This is a genomic window from Paenibacillus sp. FSL M7-0656 (genome assembly GCF_038003225.1).
GTDB lineage: Bacteria > Bacillota > Bacilli > Paenibacillales > Paenibacillaceae > Paenibacillus > Paenibacillus amylolyticus.
The window spans coordinates 1,893,204-1,917,053 of the sequence record NZ_JBBOOT010000001.1 but is presented as its reverse complement, the minus strand read 5'-3'; the positions used below and the strand labels follow the sequence as shown (position 1 = coordinate 1,917,053).

Below are 23,850 nucleotides of genomic sequence, written 5' to 3'. Positions count from 1 at the left end.
CTTGGATATGATAAAATAAAACGATATTGCAATCTTACCAAGACAGGATGAGTGGGAATATGGGTGTAAAGTTACCTTTGATATTTGCTGAGCGAATGAAAAGTTTGCTGGGTGATGAGTTTGAACAATTTATGAAATCTTATGAACAGTTTCCTCATGCGGGACTGAGAGTGAATACGCTAAAAATATCGATGGAACAATTCGATGAGATTGCTCCGTTTGATCTAAGACCTATTCCGTGGTGTGAGACAGGATTCTATGTACCTCATGGTGTTAAACCGGGGCTGCACCCTTATTATCATGCAGGCTTGTATTATATACAGGAACCAAGTGCAATGGCTCCAGTTGAATTATTGCAGGTGGAGCCTGGAGATCGTGTGCTTGATCTATGTGCTGCTCCGGGAGGAAAAACCACACAGATTGCTGCAAAGCTGCAAGGCAAGGGTGTACTTGTGACGAACGATATCCATGCTGAACGCACGAAAGCGCTAGCCAAAAACGTGGAATTGTACGGGGTGCGTAACGCGGTTGTTTTGAATGAGTCGCCAGAGCGGATCGCAAATACATTTCCTCATTATTTTGACAAAGTATTAATAGATGCGCCTTGTTCAGGTGAAGGCATGTTCCGCAAGGATGAAGACATGGTGAAATCGTGGGAACATCATTCGGTGGAAAAATGTGTGCTCATGCAGCGGGATATCTTGGAGACTGCGGCACGGTTGCTGGCCCCGGGAGGAACCATCGTATATTCGACATGTACCTTTGCGCCGGAGGAAAATGAAGCGATGATTGCGGAGTTCCTGAATGTAAACCGTGATTTCGTAGTAATGGACATTCCTGAAGAGACAGGGTTCGCTCCAGGACGTCCGGAATGGGTACGTCAGATGATGCCAGAGAAGGCAGAAGAGACGGAAGCTGTATTGGATCAAACGCGTGGCACCGCAAGATTGTGGCCTCACCTTTTGGAAGGAGAGGGACATTATTTCGCTGTATTGCAGCATCGTGTAGGGCAAGAAATAGAAACAGATCAACCTGGAGTAGTTAAAGAAGGAGCAATGGAGTATGGACAGGTCGTGGATGTGTCCAGGATTGAAGCAGAGGGGAACAAGGATCACTCTATTGCTGCTTCTTCAATTGCTATGACCAAGGCTGATCGTAAAAAGGAACGTTTATTGCGAATCGAATCCCGAGAGTCCCATGACAGACAGGCTGGTGGCGGCAAGAATTCGGGTAGACAGAGCAAAAAAGGTAAAGATCACGGTGGACGTAAATCGGAACGGGGTCAGGGACGCGGAGCTGATTCGGCAAGTATTGATCCGGTTGCGATCTACAGTCAGTTTATGAAAGAACAATTGGAGATTGAGTTAACTGGAGAGACGGTATGTTATGGAGATCGGGTGTATCAATCATCGGTTGGTGCAGCTCTATTGGAGGGACTGAAAGTCATTCGTCCAGGCTGGTTTATGGGAACGATCAAGAATGGACGATTTGTTCCGTCCCACCCGCTTGCCTGTGCTCTGAATGCATCTGAAGCACGGCGAAGCGTAAATCTGTCATCCGCTGATGGCGAAGCCGTGAGATACCTCAAGGGCGAAACGTTAAATATTGAAGAAGAACGAGTGGTGCTCAAGGCGGATACGTTTGCCAAAGGGTACGTTCTTGTATGTGTAGATGGTTATGCCGCTGGCTGGGGAAAATGGCTTGATGGTGTACTGAAGAATGAATATCCGGCAGGCTGGAGGTGGACATCGGTATGAGTGGAAAAGGCAAACAAACGTTGCGTCTGGACAAAATATTAAGCCATATGGGTGTGGGAACACGAAGTGAACTCAAAAAGATGGTGAAACAAGGCAGAATCCATGTGGACGGCAAAGCGGTGAAAGACAGTGGTGTACAGGTGAATCCCGAGGTCAACGTCATTGAAGCTGATGGGGAGCGGATTGTGTATCGGGAGATGATCTATCTGATGCTGCATAAACCTCCGGGTGTTGTGTCTGCTACCGAGGATAACAGAGATAAGACGGTACTGGATCTGCTGCGCAAAGAGGATCGGGTGTTCAATCCTTTTCCTGTGGGACGACTGGATAAGGATACGGAGGGACTGCTCATTCTTACGAATGACGGTCCACTTGCCCATGATCTGTTATCTCCACGCAAGCATGTGCCCAAAACCTATGAAGCCCGTGTGCTGGGAAACGTGGATGAAGCGGATGTGCAACGTTTCAATGCGGGCATTCAATTGGATGACGGGTACAAGACGCTGCCGGCTGAACTGACTATACTCGGTCAGGAAGAAACGGAAGAAGGCACGGTCTCGTCGATCTCGCTTATTATTCACGAAGGGAAGTTTCACCAGGTGAAACGTATGTTTCAGGCGGTAGGCAAGCGAGTGGTCTATCTGAAACGCGTTGCCATGGGTGAGCTGGAACTAGCTTCCGATCTTGTGATCGGAAGCTATCGTGAACTAACCGCAGATGAGTTGAGCCTTCTGCGGAAGTAAAAGCTCCCGACCTTCGCGAAGCGGAGCAGGGAGTTGTGGAGGGAAGCGGAGCCCCGATACTAACGCCGAAGGCGAGAAAGCTCCCGATCTTCACGAAGTGAAGCAGGGAGTTGTGGAGGGAGGCGAAGCCCTGCCTGTAATGGTCCCGGTTAAGCTTGGGCGGGACCGCCGCTGACCAGCGGTGTGCCCGGCAACAAGCGTTCCGACAACAACCGTGACATAGCAAGACCCGACCTAACACCGGTGAGCAAGACGGGAGTCCAGAGGGCAGAGCTCTCTGGGGCCCTCCCTCGGAAGGGAGGGTTTGGGTGGGTGCGACTACTAACAGATGAGGATGAAGCCAGATGACTTATAAATTAATTGCACTTGATGTAGATGGAACACTGCTGAATGATCATCATGAACTTACCGAATGGACTCAGGAGACCTTGATCCAAGCTTCCCGTCAGGGAACAGAGATTGTCCTGTGTTCAGGTAGAGGTCCTGCCAACACGATTCCTTTTATGGAGCAGATGGGACTGGATGGATATGTGATTACGCATAACGGCGCCGTTACCGCACAAGTCGATACCCGTGAGGTAGTTCATCATTTTGCATTAGATGGACAAGGACTGGAGCCGATCATATCCTACTGTCGAACCAATGGAGTACATTTTGACATCAATACGGCATTTGGTCTGTATGTGGATCAACCGGAAGGTTTGGGGTTGCAGGTGCGTGAGATGTATTACAACTTTATGGCTGAGCCACTGAAGTTACCCAAGTGGGTTGACATGACAGAACCGCTGGCGAAGTTCACTGCATTTGGTCCGATTGAACAGATGGATGCAGTACTTCAGGAATGGTCTACTTGGAATCTGCCTTATTATATGACACGGAGTGGTGACTTTTTTATTGATCTGATGCATCCCGAAGCGTCCAAAGGCGCTGCGCTTAAAAGGCTTGCCGAATCGAAAGGAATCATGCCTTCGGAGATTATGGCGATTGGTAACTACTTCAATGATATTACGATGCTGACTTTTGCGGGAAAAGGCATTGCCATGGATAATTCACCGGACGAGGTGAAAGCTGCTGCGGACGAGGTTACACTCTCCAATAACGAGCAGGGTGTGGCACACGCAATCCAAAAATATGTGTTATCCGTCTAACCCTACATCTTATACTTAAAATGCACGCTTTCCTCATAATCTACCGTCCTCAGGGGCATCCTAAGAGAATAACGTTAGGAATGGAGGAGGACACGTGATGAATTATGATGTGGAATTGGTTGCAGACCTGCGGACATCAGGTGGGGAAGTACAGGACGTGATGGTCAATAGTCAATATGCAGGCTCACTGTTCCTTGTGTATAGAGAAGGAGATCGTTTATCAGGTAGTCTTCAGATCGAGCAGGAGTCTCTGCCAGATGATACAGAGCAACGTATCGTGGAAAAAGTACATGCCTATGTCCGATCTCTTGCAGATGCGTTGGAAGCTGCGTATTATGAAGTGCTGGTTAGTTGTGGCTCATTACATACGGTTCTGCATATGCCTGAGTCAGAGACAGTGTGGCCGTCTGAAGAGATGAATCATGACGAAGGCAGCTATGACGATATAGGTAGCAGTGGAAGTAAGGTAATCCCTGTTTCACAAGCCGAATCGTTTACATATGAAGATCGGGATCAGGTTCTGGAGATGGAAATGGTAAGCGCAGGACGCAGCATATCGACGTATATTTTCAATGATGTCGAAGGGCAGGAACTAGCAGAAGCTTCCTTAAAACAATATGGCGCTGATGTACAAGGTGAAATACACTGGTATGACGAGCCGGAAGAGAATCAATTGGAAGCTGCGGCAGAGTTACTGGTCAGAGAGCTGGATGAAGATATCATCGATACGATTACAATCCGCATGTGGCATCAGGGCAACGAACTCGAAACGTTAGAGTGGGTACATCGCGATTTCTCCGAGGAATTTGAGGATACCGATGAATCGGATCTGGATGAGCTTGAAGCTGCTGAAGAAACATGTTATGTCATGCTAAAGCGTAAGGATCGGGAGTTCCGGGTATATGAGCTGTTTCTTCAGGAGCGAGGTGGATTGCCTGTGGGAACAGCAACAATAGACACTTCTCATTCCGATCTGACGGGATACATTGAATACGAGGTTCCTGGTACCAGCATTCAGCGAAAGACCCTGGTCGAAGTGTTGATGCAGGAGTTGGACAAGGAAATGGAGTTTGACACCGTGCACCTGACGATGTTGTATCGAAATCAGATTATTGATGAAGCCAGAATAGATGGGTAAAGGGCAACCGCCTTTTACCTTTTTTTGTTCTCATTTTGACGAAAAATCCATTTCCCGGTATAGTACCATTAGTTTAAAAGAGATCAGGAAGCGGAGGAGAACAATGATGCACTCATTCAGGATCAGTAGCGAATATATTAACTATGGTTTTCAAGCGGTTCAGGCGAAGCCGGAAGATATGGAGGATGTGATGTCGCTGCTGGTGGAGACAGCCGAATGGTTACAGAGCCAAGGTTCTTCCCAATGGAACGCTTTGCTTAAAGGTGAAGATTCACATGATACGGCAGGGGCGATTCGGCGTGGGGATGTGTTTGTATTTAAAAAAGGGGCGGACGTAGCGGGGATGGTCATCCTTTTGGTTCAGCCAAGTCCTTGGGATATTCATCTTTGGGGTTCAAAAGCTCATGCCGAGGATGGCGCAATTTATCTGCATCGGCTAGCGATTCGAAGAAAATATGCTCAGAGCGGTTTAGGACGGTCCATTTTGCAATGGTCCAGCAGCGGGATACATTTTAAAGGCAAACATACTGTTCGGTTAGATTGCGGAGCGAGCAATGCTACGTTGAACGCCTTTTACGCGCGGAACGGGTATACTTTTTTGGGAGTGACCGATGGTTACAGTACATATGAGAAGCCCGTGGAGCCACTGAGCTGAGAATTCTGACTATCCTATGAATATGTTGACGACAACCGCAAGCGATGGACTGCTGAATTAAAGCTTTTGCTTCTGAGGGGAACGTTTCATGAATATGTTGTATATACGAGTTATCGTAATATAGATGTTCCGGCTTCCCTATGTCATAATGGATAGTAGAGCAGTACGTAAGTTAGAAAGGGGGAAACTAACGGTGAAATTGCTGCAGGCGCTTTTCTTTCCTCCGGAGCAGCCCGGAGGTGTATCCTCTATGATTCCGTATATGCAAGAGAGATTTACAACCCCGAGGTGGGAAATGGATCTGTTCTCGTTGCCAAAGCGAATTCGCAATAAGGGCAGAGAGGAAGTTCAGTTCGAAACGTTTGACTGGACTGAATATCAGGATAGTCCTGTTGTCCAAAAATATATTCAAACATATCGTGATTATCTTTGGTGGACCAAACTGCGTATTCAGAAGTCCTATGATCTGATCCATGCCCACCACCCAATTGCAGGACTTGCGATGAAAACAGTTTTCCCGGATACACCCCTCATTCAGACGATTCACTCCAGTTATGAACGAGAATTAATCCTTAATGGACGCATTGAAACGGATGGACCGGAGCATCGATTCCTGCTTGCGATATATGGTGAGCTGGAACACCAGGCAGAGCGCCTTTTGACGGTGTCGGATTCGTTCCGCCGTTATCTGGCTCCCTACGTGAAGGAACCTGATGTCATCGGTGTGATTCCCAATGGATTTGATGAGAAGCGCTTTAAGCCGATCCCTCATGATAATGCGATACCACAGCTGGTCACAGTATGTCGGCTTGTTCCGGCAAAAGGGTTGGATATTCTTTTCAAAGCTTGTGCGGAACTGAAGGGTCGAGGTCATGATTATGTGTTACATATTATTGGAGATGGACCGATTCGTCCTGACCTGGAAGAATTGGCGCAGCGATTGGGGATCTATAATGAGACCATTTTCTATGGTTACACACTGCACCCTGAGGAATTCATGCCATTCTTTGATATTTTTGTACTTCCTTCACGGGCAGAAGCATTTGGTTCCGTCTTTGCTGAAGCGGCGCTGAGTTGTCTTGCCCTTGTGGGTACGGATGTAGGTGGTATACCGGAACAGATCGAGAACGGTAGCAATGGGTTGCTTGTACCGGCAGAAGATCCTTCTGCATTGGCTGAAGCGCTTGAAAAGGTGATGCTGGACCCGGCTTATCGTTATGAACTTGCCCGTTCAGCGTGTGAAAAAGCCAAAACACATTACTCGCTCGGCAGATCAGTCAATGAGCTGAAAAAGATGTATCTTCAGTTTCCTAGCCAAGCCTAAAACGTAGAGCAAAAAGTGCGAGCCGCTGTGATAAACAGCGGCCTTTTGTCATGTTTAAGGAAAGAGTACCCGCGGTGAATTGTGGTTAGAAGGCAAACGGATGCTCATATTCATGAAATACATGGACCGTGAGATTTATATATTGTTGCGTTTACGAAAGGTGCCCCAGCGGTTCAGTACCAATTTGGCAGCCCAGATTAATGCCATAGTTCCAAAGATGGGGTAAAGGATGGACAGCAGGGAACTGAATCCAAACTGGCTGAGTGAGTAACACAATAGCATAATGGTTAATGTAATGAAACGGGGATGGACACGTATATGTTGTCTCAGTTGCAAGGTCATTCCATAGATATCGGCTACAAAGGTAGTGAATATTTCCATGAAAATAAGGGATACATATACAGATTGCACTGCCCATCCAAGTTGAAAGGCAATGCTGCCCATCGGGATTTCGAATTGGATGATGCCGGGCATCTGAGCTGACATGGCAAAATGAGCTGCCATCAGCATGAAACCAACGCCAATTCCACCCAATACTCCACCCCACTTCAGCACATTCCGACTACGAATCTGGTTACCTACAGGCACAAGAACAGCTTGAGCCAACACCAGATTGAATGAAGTATACAATAGTGGAGACAGCCACACTTGAATAGGGTTTGAGTCTGTCGTCAGTGTGATGAATCGGGAAGCACCTGGATGATGGATCGTACTGGTGATCATGAGCAGAGATAACAGGAGCATCATGGGCACAACGATGCTATTCATTTGTAGGATGGCTTGAATGCCCCGACCGAGAAGCAGATATGTCCCTACAAGTGTGACGATCAGACCTGTCTGATAATGCAAACCCAGATGCTCGACAAAAACGGAGCCTGCTCCGGCAAGCATGACACTGTTCACGCCAATGAGAATGAGAAGGGTCACCCAGGTGATCCATTTGCCCGCCTTATGGCCGAATAAATGTTTGTTCAGATCCTCATAAGAGCGGGACCCGGTATCGTGAGCGATCAGCATCATTTTGGTACCTAACCAGACAAAGAGCATGGTGGATAAGCCTATGGTGATGGTGGCCCATTTGCCATACTGGGTAAAAAACTGCAAAATTTCCTGCCCTGTAGCGAAGCCGGCTCCAACAACCGTTCCAATGTATGTAAATGCGATCTGCAGCACCCGAAATGCCTGTTTCATGTGTTTCCCCTCTCAGGCCCCTGTATAGTTTGGACATGCGGGTACCATGGTACAAGGTATGCTTGACCCACGAAAGTCATGACAATCGATAATGAGCTTTGGTTTGAAATGCGTCCCAAGGACAGCGTCAAGGCAATTTCGCTTGAACTTATAGATAGATATATGATACTTTTACCTCATAGGATAGGCTTGGGAGGTCAAATCATGGAATTATTGAAACAACGAATTTTACAAGAAGGTGTGGTTATCTCGGATCAAGTATTAAAGCTGGATGGTCTGTTGAACCACCAGATTGATCCTGCATTAACGATGGAGATGGGACGTGAGTTCGCTGCCCGTTTTCGTGAAAGTGGAGTAACTCGGGTAATCACGGTAGAATCCTCAGGGATTCCGGTTGCGTTTGCCGCAGCCTATGAACTGGGGGTGCCACTTGTATTCGCCCGTCGCAAAAAAACACTTCTGGCTGATCCTGATGCTTACTGTGAACGTGTACCGTCCTTTACCAAAGGAATTGTAACTGACATTATGGTATCCCGCGAGTTCATTCATGAGAATGACCGCATTTTGTTCATTGATGATATCATTGCCAATGGAGATGCCGCTCGTGGCGTCATCAAAATTATCGAGCGTTCTGGCGCGGAACTCGTCGGATTCGGCGTTGTGGTCGAGAAAAGTTTCCAGGCAGGGGCACGCACGATTCGTGAACAGGGTATTCCGGTGGAAGCCTTGGTACGCATTCGTTCCCTGAACGATGGAACAGTACAATTTGACGATAACGAAATGTGACATTTTAAAGGAATAGGGCCTATTTTTTGAACTATGCCTTTGCATGACCGCCGATTTCATTTATAATGGGGTTATGTTAGGGAGAGGAGGCAACACCATGGGGAACCAACCGGCAACAGAACAATTTTTTAATGATAAGCTGGCGGAATCGAAAGTTCATTTTGAACGTGCCCTGGATTGTAAACATACGGAATTCGATGACCTTTATCCCTATATGATTGAACATCCTCAATTTTTCTGGTACAAACGCTATGTTGCCTGGTCAGAATTACTGACGATTGTAGGCTTGTGCGAAGAGTTGTCCTTCTCTTGGAAAGAACAATTTACACCGCATCAAGTGGAGTACCTTGAAGAACGTGTGATGTCCGCCAAAGTGCTTGATTTTTGGTTCGAGAAGAACGACAGCAAAGAGCACGCGCAGCGGTAACTTTCAGTCGGGACATAATTTCGAATGACATGACAGTCCAATACAGTCACGTGAGACCTAAATGACTTTTCATTTAGGTCTCTTTTTGTAAATAAATTTGAAATATAGGAGCCATGAAGATGATTAGTGATACAGAATTGGACGCCCTGCGTCTGTCAGGTGAGAAAGTTAGAGTCGTACGGGACGAGCTGGAATCGAACGACGTGAAAGGGATTGTGGTTGCCTGGGATGGCGAGCAGGTACTTATCCGTCGTCAGAATCGACGTGTCGTTAAGCTGGACCGAGGTTACAGCTATCAGCTGTTCAGCGAGCCGCGCCAGAGTCCACTTAGTGAGTAACAGCTGATAATTATGGCAGGGCCATGAGCTTTAAATGTTTGGAATTACCATGATTTCTTGGCATAATTGGCTCACTCGGGAGAGAAGATAGGTACAGTGAGGAAGATCTGTAACTATAGCCGAGAGGGTGTGCTACAAGCCATGACATTGATGAATGATAAAGTTCATGCCTACAAGGATCAGATTGGAGCATTAAGCGATGTGCTGCCAGGTGTGGTGAAGTCGTATCATGAGTTTACCGGAGAATGTTTCCAACCTGGTGTGATTGATGCGAAGACAAAACAGCTAATTGCGCTTGGCATTGGATTATTCGCCAACAATGAGGTATGTACCTTCTACCATGTAGAAGAAGCCCGTGCTAAGGGCGCAACAGATCAGGAGATTATGGAGACCGTAGCCGTGGCTGGAGCTGTTGGTGGAGGACATGCCCTGTCTCAGGGTGCGATGCGAGTGCAGAAGGCGCTGCATTAGTAAGCAATGCAACATACATTTTTAAGTGCAAAAAAGGCATCCGGTTAATAACCGATGCCTTTTTGTATGTGAATCACATTTTACCTAACATTTTATCATACATAAACTGTCCAGTTACCCGACGTGCTGTTACATAACGATCATTGAAGTATGGATTCGATAACTTCGTGATGCTTACACCTTTACTGCTGGAGGCATGAGCGAATTGTCCGCCGCCGATATATACACCTGTATGTGAAATGCCTTTGCCTGTTGTATTAAAGAACACCAGATCACCTGTCCGAACATTGCTCTTGGATACGGGAGTACCTGCTTTGGCTTGCTGCTGCGAAGTACGTGGTAATTCAATGCTGTATTTGTTGAAAAGATATCTCATAAAACCAGAACAGTCGAAGCCGGCTACAGTTGTGCCACCCCATTTGTAAGGAATACCTGTCATGTTGTTCACTACGGAGTTGATACTGCTTGCCTCTGTGCTTGTTGCCCCGGATGTAAATAATACAGCTGCTCCAAAAATGGAGATAATCAGTTTTTTCAAAATCAATGTTCTCCCTTCGATGCCTACGGAGTTAGCTAAGGGTTCGGTAGAAGGTTCCCTATATTTCCTATGTATAAGAATAATTCACCCAAATTGGTTCCCCCGTTTTCAAACATGAAACTCGGCAATGAATAATTAAGTTTTTGTAACTATTTGAAACTATATTGCATAAATGCGTAATTGTCAAACCCATTTAAAACCCTTCGTAATACCTCAATGTTAGCGGAATTAAGGTTTTTATATGAAAGAAGGGATCAAGTTTGGGTATCATTCATGACAAAAACGTCATTATTGGTTCGTTTAAGACGAATTTGGATAAATAAATAGGTTTGTCATGAGTTAAAAGAACTATCCCGTTATGTAGAATTAGAGAGATTATATTCATTAAGTTGCATATATTGACAAAAATCGATTTTTTGCATATTATCTGATTATCCAATCCACATATTGGATGAAAATTGATTTTATTATGCGATAAATACAAATAAAGGAGGTTTGGGGCGTATATCATACGTAAAGTAGAAGTGGAAGATTTATAAAAACGAACATAGGAGAGTGTTACATTTGAAAGCGAAGAAAATAATTACTTTTGTCCTGGCATGTACGATGGTGTTCTCAGTAGTTGGAATGGCAGTTCTCCCTGTAGGGACGGTATCTGCTGCAGATGCGTCGGGTACTACAGCGAGTATTTCTGATATTTTGAAGAACCAGCTGCCGGATGGAGGTTGGAGAAAAGATTATAAACAGACAAGTGGAGAGTGGGCAAAGTCCACGATAGACAACAAGGCTACATACTCAGAAATTAGAAGATTGGCGAAGGAATTTAAAAAGACGAATGATCCGCGTTACTCCACAGCTGCAATCAAAGGAATTAACTTTTTGATCAACATGCAGTATTCAAACGGCGGGTGGCCACAAGTTTACCAAAGCTCCGGATACCACAAGCACATCACTTACAATGATGATGCCATGATTAATGTAATGATCATGCTGGATGAAGTAGCAGCACGAAAAGGTGATTTCTCATTTATCGACAGCACACTTGCTAACCGCAGTAAAAATTCAGTTGCCAAAGGTGTGGAGGCGATTCTGAATACACAGGTCGTTTCAGGTGGTAAGCTGACAGCATGGGGACAACAACATGATTCCAGCTCTCTTAAACCAGCGAGCGCAAGAATCTACGAAGTGCCATCGTTGACAGCTGGAGAGAGTGTAACGATTGTTAAATTTTTGAAAACCAGACCTGCTAACGCTAAAATTACCGCATCCATTAAAGGAGCGGAGGCTTGGTTTAACAAAGTGAAAATAACGGGTTACAAGTATGAAAGAGCTAATGGAGATAGTAAAATTATCGCTGATTCCAAAGCTGCACCAATTTGGGCACGCTTCTATGAGATCGGAACGGATAAACCAATCTTCATTGGTCGTGACGGGGTAGTTAAATACAAATTAAGTGATATTGATAAAGAAAGAAGAGGCGGTTATGCATGGTATGGCAACTGGCCTTCCAAGCTGTAATTTGTAGTATGCTTCCGTTTTAATGAACCAAACTATTAGCAGCAGTTAAAGGTAAAGCCCGAATCGACATGGACGTCTGATTCGGGCTTTATTGTTATTATTTTCAGTGTTGACATGATAGATTACGCATGATATATTATTTCTTGTCGCCGATATGGATGACGGAGATACAATATGCGGTCGTGGCGGAATTGGCAGACGCGCACGGTTCAGGTCCGTGTGGGCTAACCCCCGTGGAGGTTCGAGTCCTCTCGACCGCATCTAAAAAAAAGACTCCTTAAGCTAACGCTTAAGGAGTCTTTTTTTGCATTTTTTGATATAACACTAACTTTAGTGATGAGTATTCAAGAGGTTAGTGCTTAGCTGCACGTACAGCAAATGTCTTCCATCAGCCATACGGAACGTTTATTGTGCTGCGGTAACATTAACGCTGTCAATATTTGGTCCTTCCGATCCAGTGGTGACCACTTTCAATGTATTGGTCCCCGTGTTCATGGGGACCTGTATTGTTTTTTCAACCCAAGTGGACCAGCTTCCCGTAGCCGGAAAGGGCTCGTTGCTGATGACTTTGGTTCCGTTCACAAAAATGTCGAGGTTCCGTGTGCCGCTTTCCAGCGCATAACGAAACTTTACGTTTTTGGTACCTGTTGTCGTGTTATTAATGCCGTTCCATTGAATGGCTGAACCAGTCATCGCATTGAAGTTAACATACCCGGAGCCAGTGTAACCGGGGTAGATTGTTTCAATGGCAGCTTCCGTAAGTGACGTTCCGGTCTCGGCTTCATACGTAGTGCCACTGCCTGTATTCCCGCCGCTATTTCCGCCAGTAACGTTGGCAACAAACGTTGTTACGCTCTGAGGCGGGAGCTGTGCCGTGAAGGCTCCATTGGATACGGTAAGCGGGGTTCCGCTTGCCAGGTTTCGACTGCTGTCCGTAATCCATGAGGACACAGTAGAGGCATTACCATTCTGCAGAACGAATTTTTGGCTTGTGGCTGAAGTTCCACGGTTAATCGCCACGACGACGACTTTGTTATCACCTTTATAGGCTGAGACAAATGTGTTTGTATCCGGATTTTTCGTTGCATCGACTCGCAGGTAGCCTGGACGCACGAATTTAGAGAAATGAGCCATATTATACCCGCGTTTGCTTATGGTACCGTCCTCTTTCATCGGACCATACTGTCTGCGGATGTACCACCACACGTAGGCCTGGAAATCACCTTCTACCATGGCATTGTGCATGTGATAGGAAACGTCTAATGCTTCAGGCCAGCGGTCTGCTGAGTTGTTGTCACTGTTCGGAACATACACCTCAGTCATCCACAGTTCTTTACCGGCTCCTTTTTGCTTAAAGAGAGGGTAGGCAAAATTCGAAATCTGGGTTCCATACGTATGTGCTCCCAGAATGTCCATGTTGGCAAGTGCCTGCGGATCATTCAGGATTGGGTCGGATATGTTCTTTAAGTATTGGAAGGATTCAGGCGCCATGACTTTGGTACCTTGAATGGACCCGGCATTTTCTTTCATGAATCGAAGGATCTCTTGTGGAGTCCACCAGGTCCAGTCATGAGCATAATCGGGTTCATTTTGCACAGAAATGGCATACAGATCTACGCCGTTATTTTTCATGTAGGTTACAAAGTCGTTCAGATGTTGCGCATATGCGGCATATTTGTCGTATTTCAGACGTTTGGCATTTGTGTCACCATTGTGGTTGAACGTTTCAACCATGCTGCTTGGAGGATTCCATGGGGATGCAAATACAATAGCACCCTTTTCGATAGCCCGCTTGGCTGTGGCAACTTCACGGTACCAGTTATTAGAATCTGGATCAACGTAGATCCTGAGAATGGAGAAGCCTAATTGATTCTGGTCATTACCAAAAGCAGTTTCACGTTGAGCGGGAGTCAGATCACCAATCCAGGCAGGAAGGTTAATGCCCCCAAAGCCCTTGATCAGCTGTTTTTCCGAGGACAAATTAATGTTGGCATCACTGGCTGCTGACACATTTGTCGGGGTTAACATCAAAGGCAGGGCTGTTAAACAGGCCAAAAGAACATTAATCGTCTTTTTTAGTTTGAATTTCACTACTTTCATCCTCCTCGATAATAGTAAGTTACATAGAGAAACCGCAACCAGGAATAACAAACAAAATAGCGGATTGTCTGGCATTTATTTTATGTAAACCCTTTCAAAACCTCCTTCCATAAATCATAGGATAGAAATGAAGCATAGAACCTCTTTCATTTGTTGATTCTACTAAATAATTCCTAAACTGAAAACCTGACAAATTACAGTATTTTTTCTAATTAATCTCTATTTTCCAACTGTTCAATGACAGTTATTGTCTGAATGCTAAGGAGAAAACTGGAATGATGGAGATCTTCACTAGAGATAGAGGTCTTCAATGGCGGGGATATTATCATTAAGGAAGGCTTTGGCTTACATATTCCTCCCTTCATTATCAAACAATGAGATCACAGAAGTTACGGGGAGGGAATCATGATGAAGGTACAGAGAAAGAATTATCGATTCATTGCAACTATCATGGCATTATTGATTGTGTTTTACGCAGGCATATCGGCAGGTGGGCCTACAGTGACAGCTTCAGAATCCACATCGAATCACAAACGGTTAGCGATTATCATCGATGATGTTGGTAATGACATGAAGGGTACGGCAGAGATCCTGGCGATGCCAGTTAAACTAACGGTAGCGGTCATGCCTTTTTTGCCAACAACGAAGAAAGATGCGATAGCTGCACATGAAAAGGGGATGGATGTGATTGTGCATATGCCCATGGAACCCAAGAAAGGACGACCGGAATGGCTGGGCCCGGGTGCAATCACATCCAATCTAACAGATGAAGAAGTACGGGAACGTGTGGAGAAAGCGATTGATGATGTGCCACACGCCATTGGCATGAACAATCATATGGGTTCCAAAATTACTTCGGACAAACGCATCATGTCCATTGTGCTCGATGTATGCAAAGAGCGGGGCCTCTTCTTTGTAGACAGCCGTACGAACTTTCGCTCCGTAGTGGGGGAACTGGCCGTATCCAAAAACATGCCACCTGTAGGTAATGACATTTTCCTGGATGATCAAAACTCCAAGCAACACATTCGCAAGCAACTGGATCTGGCTGCTCAGCGTGCGATCGATAAGGATATCTGTGTTGTCATTGGTCATGTCGGCCATTCAGGGATGAACACATCCGCAGTAATTCGTGAATCTGTCTCCCGTCTGCAAAATCAGGTTCAATTTGTAGGAATCGGTGATCTGGTTCGAGATGTGTGGCAATGGCATTCTGCTCCTACACTACCGACAGATAATAAATAATGCCATTGGCAATGGACTGGGCGATTCGTTTTTGCTCAGTGGGGTCACTCATTCTGGTTCGATCTGCCGCATTGCTCAAAAATCCGGTTTCGACGATGACGGCAGGTTGCTTCACGTAATTCAATATATAAAAGGGCTTGCCCCATACGACCCCGTGCTCCGTTTCGTATAACTCGTTCATGGCGTCCTGAATGGATTGGGCCAGCAAATAACTCCTGCCTTCTTTCTGGTGCAATACCACCGGGCCGTGTGCATTCGATCGGGGACTCCAGTTCGCATGAATGCTGACCACGATATCTGTACTTACTTCTTCGCTAAGGCTTTTACGTTGGGCAAGATCTCTGGTATGACGGGAGCGGCTGTTCAGCCAGCGGTTCTCATCGCTAAGTGCATAATCACCAAGCCGATTGATGATAACGGCATAACCTTTGCTGCGAAGCAGGAGATAGACCTTTTGGCTAATGGCGAGGTTGATATCTTTTTCCAGCACACCTTGGGCTGACGTACCACCGTCAATACCGCCATGGCCTACGTCGAGCAGGATAACGGGTGCTGCAAAGGCATGATGACTTGAGCGATAAGCATCTCCATCGGTCACTGGCAGCATGGATGGACTGTTCTGGGACGGGGCTGCTTTTTCATGCGCGACATGGTGGGGCAGGATGGGAAGACAATGGAAGCTAATGAGCAAGGCCACCGAAGCGGTCAGCAGCTTATACATGGGAATACACACTCCTTCATGAAATAGGTACTCGATGCAGATTACAGACTGTATGGATACCTTTGGCATTAGACTGTGCATTTTGAGGGTTTTCATACTTCTTTCAATAAAAAAATGTTTAACCACTGCACATCCTGCACACAATAGAACTATCGTAAGCTCCGCGAATGTGCAGGAGCGAAGGAGGCAGAATTATGGCCAAAAGTGATGAGTTAGTAAAATACATTACGCAGCGTGTTGTTCATTATATCGATACGCCGAAGGATGAGCGGAAAAGCCGCACCAAAAGGAAAGAGCCGTGGGCGATGAAGTGGTTTGGTATGATTCCTTTCGCTGTATCTCTGTGGGTGGGGAAAAAGGAAAAAGAATTCGATACACAGTCTCATAAACGAAGTTCTTCGGGAAAAGGGTGACTATCGCTTACCTATTTCACTAATGGTAAACCAAAAGACGCAATCCCTTAATAAAATGGGAAGGCGTCTTATTTGTTGTGGATGTTTGTTGTTTTTACAGGTTATCTGACTGTATGTTAAGAATTTGCTGATGATCAAGGATTTACGAGGTAAAAATGGCCATCTTGCTGCAATGTGCTTAAAGGGACAAAGCGTTGAATGGATGATTTTCCACCTAGCGATACATATAGAATGGACTCTGCTTCCTGATCTGCATGCCATAGCTGATAACCGCTAACGGGTAGAGGACCACCGTATACGGCATTACGATCACCCGCTGAGAAAACAATCTCTTGATTCTCCCCGTGTTGTATCACATCCTGTGCCCGGTCGGCAGCAACAGGTTTGGAGGTAATCCACAACAGATTGTCAGCCGGATTGAAGACGGGGCGGAGATGAAGTGGATCGACTGATAAAGGTAGCGTTGTGGATAAATCAGTTATGCTGGCAGAGGCATGTTTGGAATCAGCCTCCAGCAGCTTCAGGAACTCTGACGGTAGTACATCTCCGTTCGTAGCATCAATATAAAGTGCAGGATGATTAGGTTGCTCCACTTTCCAATAAGCCAGTAGAGGAAGAGCATAACCAAGATGAAGCTCTCCTCCGCCAGCAAGTAATGCCTTAAGGTTCACATGTTGTCGATCCAAGGCTTGTCCAAGAAGTTCATTGTTGTATGGTGACTGTTCTCCATGACCATATTCACTAAGCATCAACTGACCCTGCTCTGTGGCCGTAATAATCATATATCCGATAGGTTTGCCTTCAAACTCAGCTTGTACAAGCCAGCTATGTAAACCCGGCCCCAGAGGGTAGAAGTCCAGGTCGGCGTTCTTCCAATGCACTTCGCCGTTAGCTGTACCAAGTGTAACAGCTTGTTGCTCTGCAAACTGTTGCACAGCAGCGGGAGCTAGCTTTTCATTCTGAATGGCATGATGTTTGGGGCTATACTCTGTTGATGATGCGGGGGATAGCGAAGACATTTTTAGTTCCTCTGCATTGGCTATCGACCAAAAAGAGAATAGGGCAAGCCAACTGAGCAAGCCTAAGGTTATACAGGTTGTTTTCCGAGCGTTGTTCCAACACGTATGAAAGAATCGTTTCAAATTTACACCTACTTTTTCATTTATCCGTTACCTGAGCGGGTCCTAGTTTCATTCTAGGGGACAGGCTATGCAAAGGTTGCTGCAACCTGTCGGGTAGCTGATCATAAATAAACACTACTTTTGCCAGCATTTGCAGGAAAAGTAGTGTCTTCGTCTATCTTAAGTGAAACATGCCGCTACTAATGGCAGTCACTTTCACTTTAGGTTCATATTGCCAGATCATCTCGGTCCGGCGTGTCTCATACTGCAGTTTCATAGCCTCACGATCGATTACCGCCTGTTTTGCTTTCTCTTCTTCGGCATCTGTCTCGGAGTCGATCGGTACTGCGGCCTCTGCCGCCAGTTCTACATCTGCTCCAATGGGTTTAGCGTTAGTTATATCCACAACTTTTATCAGTGGTACAGGTGGCGTGCGGTCAGAAGTGACATTCTCTGTGTCTGAGGTTATGTTACCTGGTGATTCTACCTCAGGGGTATCTTCCCGAAGTACCGCCTCATAGTAGGTGTCCAACACGTCCAGCTCCAGATCAAGTCGCTCTTGAGCTTTCTCTGCCCAGCTGTAATCGAGTTTCTGCAAGTGGTTCGTCAAATGAGATTCCAAAGCAGCCCCTGCATCGGATAACGAAACTTTAGCTGTCTGCACATGCATGTTCTCCGCGAGCCTCGGACTGAGGTCACGTCGATTCAGCTTCGTGCCGAATTTCTCTATAATTTCACCTGAGCGAAGGGAGATGCCGAGAAAATGCAGTTCCTCCCGTTTCAAATCACAGGCGAATTCCACCTTGAAACAGACACCAAGCCAAGGCTCATATACGGCTGGCGCTGTAGCCCGCAATTGCCGTTTGGCCGCCTGTTCGAACAGGTTCACGAAGGCACCGCCTTCACGGGCAGCGCCGAAAATCTGCTGCAGTCTGCGACTGCCGTACACCACTTCTTCACGCAATATTCGTCCTGGCCCCAGCTGTGGCAGCGATGGCGTAATTCCGAAGTAACGGCCTAGAATAGTTTCTTTTGGTGGATCGCCTTGAGGACTACCGTTGGTTACGCCATTCGTTCCATCAGGGTTAGGAACAGCAGGAGGTGATGCTTGCGCAACTGTGGCTTCTGCTGCTTCAATGGCCTGCTGATAACTGTCAGGATCAAATATAAATGTAAAGGACATTGTCTCAGCGGGTGCTCCGGTTCGTTCCACGAACCCCCAATAATAGGGGCGATTGGTCAACGCTTTGTCCGCCTCAGGCGAGAGTTTGACTGTAACATGGGCAGGGGAACGCTCCATAATCTGACAATCCAGTGCTTCCAGATAGGTGAGAACATAAGCCTGCACTTCATGGGGAGTCATGGTCATGAGTTAGCTACCTCCTTTGCGAAGATCTAACAACCCGGATACGGCAGGCCCTTCATCTGAAACCTCACGTTGAATAGAGTTCAGCGATTGTCCAAGTGAATCCATTTTACGGCGAATATCTTCATCAGTTTGTGATTCCAGCATGATTTTGTACAAACTTTTCTCAATAGACTCCTTTTTCTCCAGCCGTTCCAGAATGACATCCAGCCCGCCGATCACCATCTCAAACATATTGATCTTCTCATGCAGCAGATTCAGAATATGTTCCTCTATGGTTCCCGTCGTAGATAAATTGAAAATGTTCACGTCATTCTGCTGTCCCAGCCGGTGTACCCGACCGATCCGCTGCTCAACCCGCATAGGGTTCCAAGGCAAATCAAAGTTGATCATATGATGGCAAAATTGCAGATTGATGCCCTCACCACCTGCTTCGGTTGCAATCATGGCCTGCACACGCCCGCGGAAGAGATCCATCATCCAGTCTTTTTTGCCTCGATTCATGCCACCCCGATAGGGTACAGCCGTAAGCCCATTGTTGCGGAAATAGTTTAGCAGATACTCCTGCGTGGCCCGGTATTCAGTGAAGATAATTACTTTTTCATTCATGTTCCGAACCAGTTCCATCGTTTTCTCCGCTTTGGTATTCTCCTTGATCGCTTTAATATGGGCAACGAGTTCCCAAATCTTGTCCCGAAGGGGAGAGTCCAGCGGAAGTTTCTTCGACAGATTAACCAGCGTCACGAATACAGCATCCCGACTGCTGCACACTTCACGCTGCAATGTAACCAGGGAGAGCATGCTGCTCAGGTTGCCGCCAGCTTCCTGGTACTGGTCTTTAACAAAGGAAGTCACGCCATCATAAAGCGCTTGTTCTTCGGGCGATAGTTGCAGATTCACGTTGGAGACGTTCCGTTTGGTAAATTGAACAGGGCCTTCGCCGCGGCGGTTACGAATCATGACTTTGGATAACTCGTTCTTAAGCTGTTCCTGATTTTTCGGAACCCGTTTGTCTACAACAAAGTTGGCCGCAAAGTCACCCTGACGACCTAGTTGACCGGGCTTCAGTAGGTTGATCAGATTGAACAATTCACTCATATCGTTCTGCACAGGTGTAGCTGTGAGCAGCAGACAATACTTTTTGCGCAATTTCAGCATGAATTGATAGTTGGTTGTTTTCTTGTTTTTGAGTTTATGAGCCTCGTCAATAATAATCATGTCGTAGTCGGTATCCAGCAGCATATCTTTATGCGGGTCACGTTTGGCTGTATCCATGGAAGCAACAACCACTTCATTCTGCCAGGAATAGGCCTTTTTCTGGGCAATAGCAGGGATGCCAAATTTTGAATTCAACTCCCGTACCCATTGCAACACAAGAGAGGCTGGCACGAGAATGAGTACCTTGGATACGAGACCCCGAACCATATATTCTTTCAGAATGAGACCGGCTTCAATGGTTTTGCCCAGACCCACCTCATCGGCGAGAATGGCCCGGCCTGACATTTCAAATAATACTCTGCGTGCAGTGTCCATCTGGTGAGGGAGTGGGGTAAGGCCTTGTAGATGCTTGAGACATTGGATCTCGTCAAAATTGGGAATAAGGTTGGTCTCTTCGGCTTGAATGCCGAGTTGAAAGAGTCGGTAATCCCCCCAAGGACCTCCTTTATCCAGTCGTGATTCCAATTGATTAATCCAGGTCCGATCAAATTCCAACGGAACGGGCAGCTCGGCTACAGGTTGATTCATGTGGTGCGGGTTTTTCCGGTTCATGGTGTTTCCTCCCCTGCCATACGTGATGACGTTTTATTCGTAGGTAATAGTATGGACGAATGAGAGTCAGTTCATAACTATATAAGTTGAACTACATTTTATTTGCACGAACACTACGATGACAGAACAACCTTCCAATCGCTGTTATCCCCAGATTTTTTGTGTCCCAAAAAATTCACTGATGTCGTATTCATGCGTATGAGGGTGTGTGAAGAAGTTTGTCCGAGCAGGGGGGTCTATAAAATAAGGCCTGTGATAAAAGTCGCATGGAAAATCAATATATGGTGTAATATACTGTTTTTATATCACTATATGTGGTGTTTGGTCATAATTTATTCTTATAGTTAAAATGGAGCTTTATACCGGGGAGGTTGAACGTAGCGATGAAATCGAACCAACGATCGTACCAATTAGAAGGACTTAGCGAAAAAATATTTCTGGACCGATACGCCTGGAAGGACGCTGATTCGAATCATGCCAAGGTCGGAGATGTGGTATTGGTATTAACGAAGGATGATCCGAAGTTCCCAACCAAGGAAGTGGGCGAAATCATAGAACGCCAGGGTCAGCTTGTACAGGTAAGAACTCGAAGCGGAGAGATGATCGAGACAAGTGTGGAGAAATTGACACTCAACATAGAAAAAACACCGGAAGAGATGTGGGACCGTCTTGCCAAAGCGATGGCTTCTGTCGAATCCACAGCCGATAAGCGGGCAACGTGGGAGTCCAAGTTCCGCTCTGTGTTGGAAGATTGGAAGTTAGTACCCGGAGGCCGAATTGCTGCGGGTGCGGGGGCAAGCGATGAGTTGACACTCTTCAATTGTTATGTCATTCCATCTCCGCAAGACAGTCGGGGTGGCATCATGAGAACCTTGACCGAGATGACGGAGATTATGGCACGTGGGGGAGGCGTAGGCATTAATTTGTCCTCTTTGCGTCCTCGCCGAGCGGTGGTGAAAGGTGTCAACGGATCATCCAGCGGTTCCGTATCGTGGGGCGGATTGTTCAGTTATACGACTGGACTGATTGAACAGGGCGGAAGCCGCCGGGGTGCGCTCATGCTGATGATGAATGACTGGCATCCGGATGTGCTTGATTTTATTACTGTGAAACAAACGATGGGGCAGGTGACCAATGCCAATCTGTCTGTATGTGTGAGCAACGCATTTATGGAGGCTGTCAAGCAGGACGGAGATTGGGACTTGGTTTTCCCCGATACGAACGATCCGGACTACGACATCGAGTGGAACGGGGATATGCAGCAATGGAAAGCCGCAGGTCATTCGGTGGTGCACTATCGTACACTGAAGGCGCGCGAAATCTGGCATACCATTATTGAATCAGCCTGGAAATCGGCAGAGCCTGGTGTGGTATTCATGGAGTACTATAACCAGATGTCCAACAGCTGGTACTTCAATCCGATTATCTGTACTAATCCGTGCGCGGAACAGGGTCTGCCTGCCTGGGGTGTATGTAATCTGTCTGCGATCAATCTGTCCAAATTCTACGATGAAACAAATCATGATGTGGCATGGGATGAACTGGCGGAAACCACTCGTATCTCGGCTAGATTTTTGGATAATGTCATCGATGCAACACCATATCATTTTGAGGAAAATAGACTGAATCAGCAGCGTGAACGCCGGGTTGGGCTTGGCACAATGGGACTGGCAGAGCTGATGATTAAGCTGCGTATTCGATACGGCAGTCCTGAATCTCTTGTTTTTCTGGATAAACTGTATGGATTCATGGCGAAGGAGGCCTATCTGGCATCGGCAGAGATTGCAGCAGAGAAGGGAGCTTTTCCAGCTTTCGAAGCTGAACCGTATTTACAGAGTGGATTCATGAAAAACATGGTTGCGACGTACCCTGAAGTGGGAGAGGCCATTCGTAAACAGGGCATTCGAAATGTCACACTGATCACACAAGCGCCAACGGGAAGTACAGGTACGATGGTGGGCACATCAACAGGTATTGAGCCGTATTTCGCCTTCAAGTATTTCCGTCAAAGCCGTCTAGGTTATGATGAACAGTTCGTACCGATTGCACAAGATTGGCTGGATGAACATCCGGGTGAAGCTTTACCAGATTATTATGTGACGGCGATGGATCTGTCGGCTGAGAATCACATACGGGTGCAGGCAGCGATTCAGCAATGGGTGGATAGTTCGATCTCGAAGACGGCCAACTGTCCGGCTGATTTTACAGTGGAGGATACGGCTGAGCTGTACGAACTGGCCTTCGACCTTGGCTGCAAAGGAGTAACGATATACCGTGATGGCAGCAGGGATATGCAGGTGTTGTCCACGTCGAAGAAGGAAGAGACCCAAGGTGAAGATCAGAACACGGCGGAAGCTGAAGAGAAGACAGTCGTATCTGCTATAGAAAACCCGAATAATGCTGAAGTACAGGCAAGTGATGGAACTTCGAATAGCCAGGTTGGTGTTAGAACGCATTCTTTCGATCAAGCCCCGTCCTCTTCTACAGTGCTGGATAAACAATACAGAAGCCGTCCTCAAGTACTGCGCGGTGCGACATACAAAATCAATACGCCATTTGGGATGGCTTACATTACGATCAATGATCTGGAGGGAACGCCGGGTGAGATCTTCCTGAACGTGGGCAAAGCGGGATCGGACGTGTTTGCCATGGCTGAGGCACTCGGTCGAGTATGCTCTCTGTTCCTTCGATACGGAGATCATGGGCACAAGGTTGAACTGTTGATCAAACATCTCAAGGGAATCGGTGGTTCGGGAGCGATTGGCTTCGGGGCCAATAGGGTTGAATCGATTGCTGATGCAGTCGCCAAAGCATTGGAATGTCATGTACAGAGCGATGTGCAGGAGAACGAAACTGGAGCATTAATAGAACAGAATCAAGTGGAGAGCACGTATCCCAAAGTGGAGGATCAGAAAACCTTTATCGAATCGAGAGATTTATGTCCTTCATGCGGCTCGGCATCCCTGATGAATGTGGAAGGATGCAAAACATGCAGCAACTGTGGGTACAGTAAATGCAATTAAATATCTTTTGAAAAAAAGAGCAAAAGAAAGGCATTCCTGACTCCATCATGAAGTCAG

Annotated in this window: 21 protein-coding genes, 1 tRNA gene and 1 riboswitch; of the genes, 15 read left to right on the top strand and 7 right to left on the bottom strand. The window is 46.5% G+C overall.

Features of this window, described 5'->3' with window-relative positions:
- The first annotated feature begins 59 nt into the window (after positions 1-59).
- From MHI01_RS08215 to MHI01_RS08190, 6 genes are all read left to right on the top strand, one after another.
- A complete protein-coding gene (locus tag MHI01_RS08215; RefSeq protein ID WP_340982910.1) occupies positions 60-1,757 on the top strand; it encodes an RsmB/NOP family class I SAM-dependent RNA methyltransferase in 1,698 nt (565 codons plus the stop codon).
- A complete protein-coding gene (locus MHI01_RS08210; protein WP_340982909.1) occupies positions 1,754-2,500 on the top strand; it encodes a pseudouridine synthase in 747 nt (248 codons plus the stop codon). Before MHI01_RS08215 ends, MHI01_RS08210 begins: the two co-directional genes overlap by 4 nt.
- A 344-nt stretch (positions 2,501-2,844) precedes the next feature.
- Positions 2,845-3,648, top strand: coding sequence for a Cof-type HAD-IIB family hydrolase (locus MHI01_RS08205; protein WP_340982908.1), 804 nt, complete (start codon positions 2,845-2,847; stop codon positions 3,646-3,648).
- Between the two features lie 97 nt (positions 3,649-3,745).
- Complete coding sequence (locus MHI01_RS08200) at positions 3,746-4,786, top strand: hypothetical protein (protein WP_340982907.1); 1,041 nt, start codon at positions 3,746-3,748, stop codon at positions 4,784-4,786.
- Positions 4,787-4,892: 106 nt separating this feature from the next.
- Positions 4,893-5,441: a GNAT family N-acetyltransferase gene (locus MHI01_RS08195; RefSeq protein ID WP_340033016.1), complete on the top strand. Its 549-nt coding sequence runs from the start codon at positions 4,893-4,895 to the stop codon at positions 5,439-5,441.
- Between the two features lie 193 nt (positions 5,442-5,634).
- Positions 5,635-6,765, top strand: coding sequence for a glycosyltransferase family 4 protein (locus MHI01_RS08190; RefSeq protein WP_340982906.1), 1,131 nt, complete (start codon positions 5,635-5,637; stop codon positions 6,763-6,765).
- A gap of 135 nt (positions 6,766-6,900) precedes the next feature.
- On the opposite strand, the gene MHI01_RS08185 is transcribed toward MHI01_RS08190, so the two are convergent.
- The gene (locus MHI01_RS08185; RefSeq protein WP_036609619.1) at positions 6,901-7,956 is read right to left on the bottom strand and encodes a YkvI family membrane protein; all 1,056 of its coding nucleotides are present in this window, start codon (positions 7,954-7,956) and stop codon (positions 6,901-6,903) included.
- A 204-nt stretch (positions 7,957-8,160) separates the two neighbouring features.
- On the opposite strand from MHI01_RS08185, the gene MHI01_RS08180 reads away from it, so the two are divergent.
- From MHI01_RS08180 to MHI01_RS08165, 4 genes are all read left to right on the top strand, one after another.
- The gene (locus MHI01_RS08180) at positions 8,161-8,742 is read left to right on the top strand and encodes a xanthine phosphoribosyltransferase (protein WP_036609617.1); all 582 of its coding nucleotides are present in this window, start codon (positions 8,161-8,163) and stop codon (positions 8,740-8,742) included.
- A gap of 97 nt (positions 8,743-8,839) precedes the next feature.
- Positions 8,840-9,169, top strand: a complete 330-nt coding sequence (locus MHI01_RS08175; protein ID WP_036609615.1) for a hypothetical protein — start codon at positions 8,840-8,842, stop codon at positions 9,167-9,169.
- Between the two features lie 119 nt (positions 9,170-9,288).
- Positions 9,289-9,507, top strand: a complete 219-nt coding sequence (locus MHI01_RS08170; RefSeq protein WP_036609613.1) for a hypothetical protein — start codon at positions 9,289-9,291, stop codon at positions 9,505-9,507.
- A 141-nt stretch (positions 9,508-9,648) separates the two neighbouring features.
- A complete protein-coding gene (locus MHI01_RS08165) occupies positions 9,649-9,978 on the top strand; it encodes a carboxymuconolactone decarboxylase family protein (protein WP_017689352.1) in 330 nt (109 codons plus the stop codon).
- Positions 9,979-10,051: 73 nt separating this feature from the next.
- On the opposite strand, the gene MHI01_RS08160 is transcribed toward MHI01_RS08165, so the two are convergent.
- Positions 10,052-10,516 (bottom strand): C40 family peptidase, encoded by a 465-nt coding sequence (locus MHI01_RS08160; protein ID WP_036609611.1) that lies wholly within the window; start codon positions 10,514-10,516, stop codon positions 10,052-10,054.
- Positions 10,517-10,521: 5 nt separating this feature from the next.
- Positions 10,522-10,653, bottom strand: a riboswitch (cyclic di-AMP (ydaO/yuaA leader).
- A gap of 427 nt (positions 10,654-11,080) precedes the next feature.
- Here MHI01_RS08160 and pelA point away from each other — a divergent pair.
- Both pelA and MHI01_RS08150 read left to right on the top strand, forming a co-directional pair.
- Positions 11,081-12,034: a pectate lyase gene (gene pelA, locus MHI01_RS08155; protein ID WP_200869417.1), complete on the top strand. Its 954-nt coding sequence runs from the start codon at positions 11,081-11,083 to the stop codon at positions 12,032-12,034.
- A 176-nt stretch (positions 12,035-12,210) separates the two neighbouring features.
- Positions 12,211-12,294 (top strand) — tRNA-Leu (locus tag MHI01_RS08150).
- Between the two features lie 145 nt (positions 12,295-12,439).
- Here MHI01_RS08150 and MHI01_RS08145 read toward each other — a convergent pair.
- Positions 12,440-14,134, bottom strand: a complete 1,695-nt coding sequence (locus MHI01_RS08145; protein WP_373461327.1) for a carbohydrate-binding protein — start codon at positions 14,132-14,134, stop codon at positions 12,440-12,442.
- 405 nt (positions 14,135-14,539) lie between these two features.
- On the opposite strand from MHI01_RS08145, the gene MHI01_RS08140 reads away from it, so the two are divergent.
- On the top strand, positions 14,540-15,379 hold the full coding sequence (locus MHI01_RS08140) for a divergent polysaccharide deacetylase family protein (RefSeq protein WP_445744899.1): 840 nt from the start codon (positions 14,540-14,542) through the stop codon (positions 15,377-15,379).
- On the opposite strand, the gene MHI01_RS08135 is transcribed toward MHI01_RS08140, so the two are convergent.
- The gene (locus tag MHI01_RS08135; protein WP_047842396.1) at positions 15,354-16,100 is read right to left on the bottom strand and encodes an N-acetylmuramoyl-L-alanine amidase family protein; all 747 of its coding nucleotides are present in this window, start codon (positions 16,098-16,100) and stop codon (positions 15,354-15,356) included. The two genes, MHI01_RS08140 and MHI01_RS08135, sit on opposite strands and share 26 nt — an antisense overlap.
- 194 nt (positions 16,101-16,294) lie before the next feature.
- Between MHI01_RS08135 and MHI01_RS08130 the strand changes: the two genes are divergently transcribed.
- Positions 16,295-16,513 carry a YqzE family protein gene (locus MHI01_RS08130; protein WP_047842397.1) on the top strand — a complete coding sequence of 73 codons (219 nt, stop codon included), beginning with the start codon at positions 16,295-16,297 and terminating at the stop codon, positions 16,511-16,513.
- A gap of 134 nt (positions 16,514-16,647) precedes the next feature.
- On the opposite strand, the gene MHI01_RS08125 is transcribed toward MHI01_RS08130, so the two are convergent.
- The 3 genes from MHI01_RS08125 to MHI01_RS08115 all read right to left on the bottom strand — a co-directional run bounded on the left by MHI01_RS08125 (position 16,648) and on the right by MHI01_RS08115 (position 20,770).
- A complete protein-coding gene (locus tag MHI01_RS08125; protein WP_340982904.1) occupies positions 16,648-17,532 on the bottom strand; it encodes a hypothetical protein in 885 nt (294 codons plus the stop codon).
- Between the two features lie 277 nt (positions 17,533-17,809).
- Positions 17,810-19,003 carry a YqhG family protein gene (locus MHI01_RS08120; protein ID WP_340982903.1) on the bottom strand — a complete coding sequence of 398 codons (1,194 nt, stop codon included), beginning with the start codon at positions 19,001-19,003 and terminating at the stop codon, positions 17,810-17,812.
- Between the two features lie 3 nt (positions 19,004-19,006).
- Positions 19,007-20,770, bottom strand: a complete 1,764-nt coding sequence (locus tag MHI01_RS08115) for a DEAD/DEAH box helicase (RefSeq protein WP_340982902.1) — start codon at positions 20,768-20,770, stop codon at positions 19,007-19,009.
- Between the two features lie 383 nt (positions 20,771-21,153).
- Here MHI01_RS08115 and MHI01_RS08110 point away from each other — a divergent pair, with 383 nt between their 5' ends.
- Positions 21,154-23,793, top strand: a complete 2,640-nt coding sequence (locus MHI01_RS08110; RefSeq protein ID WP_340982901.1) for an adenosylcobalamin-dependent ribonucleoside-diphosphate reductase — start codon at positions 21,154-21,156, stop codon at positions 23,791-23,793.
- Positions 23,794-23,850: the final 57 nt, after the last annotated feature.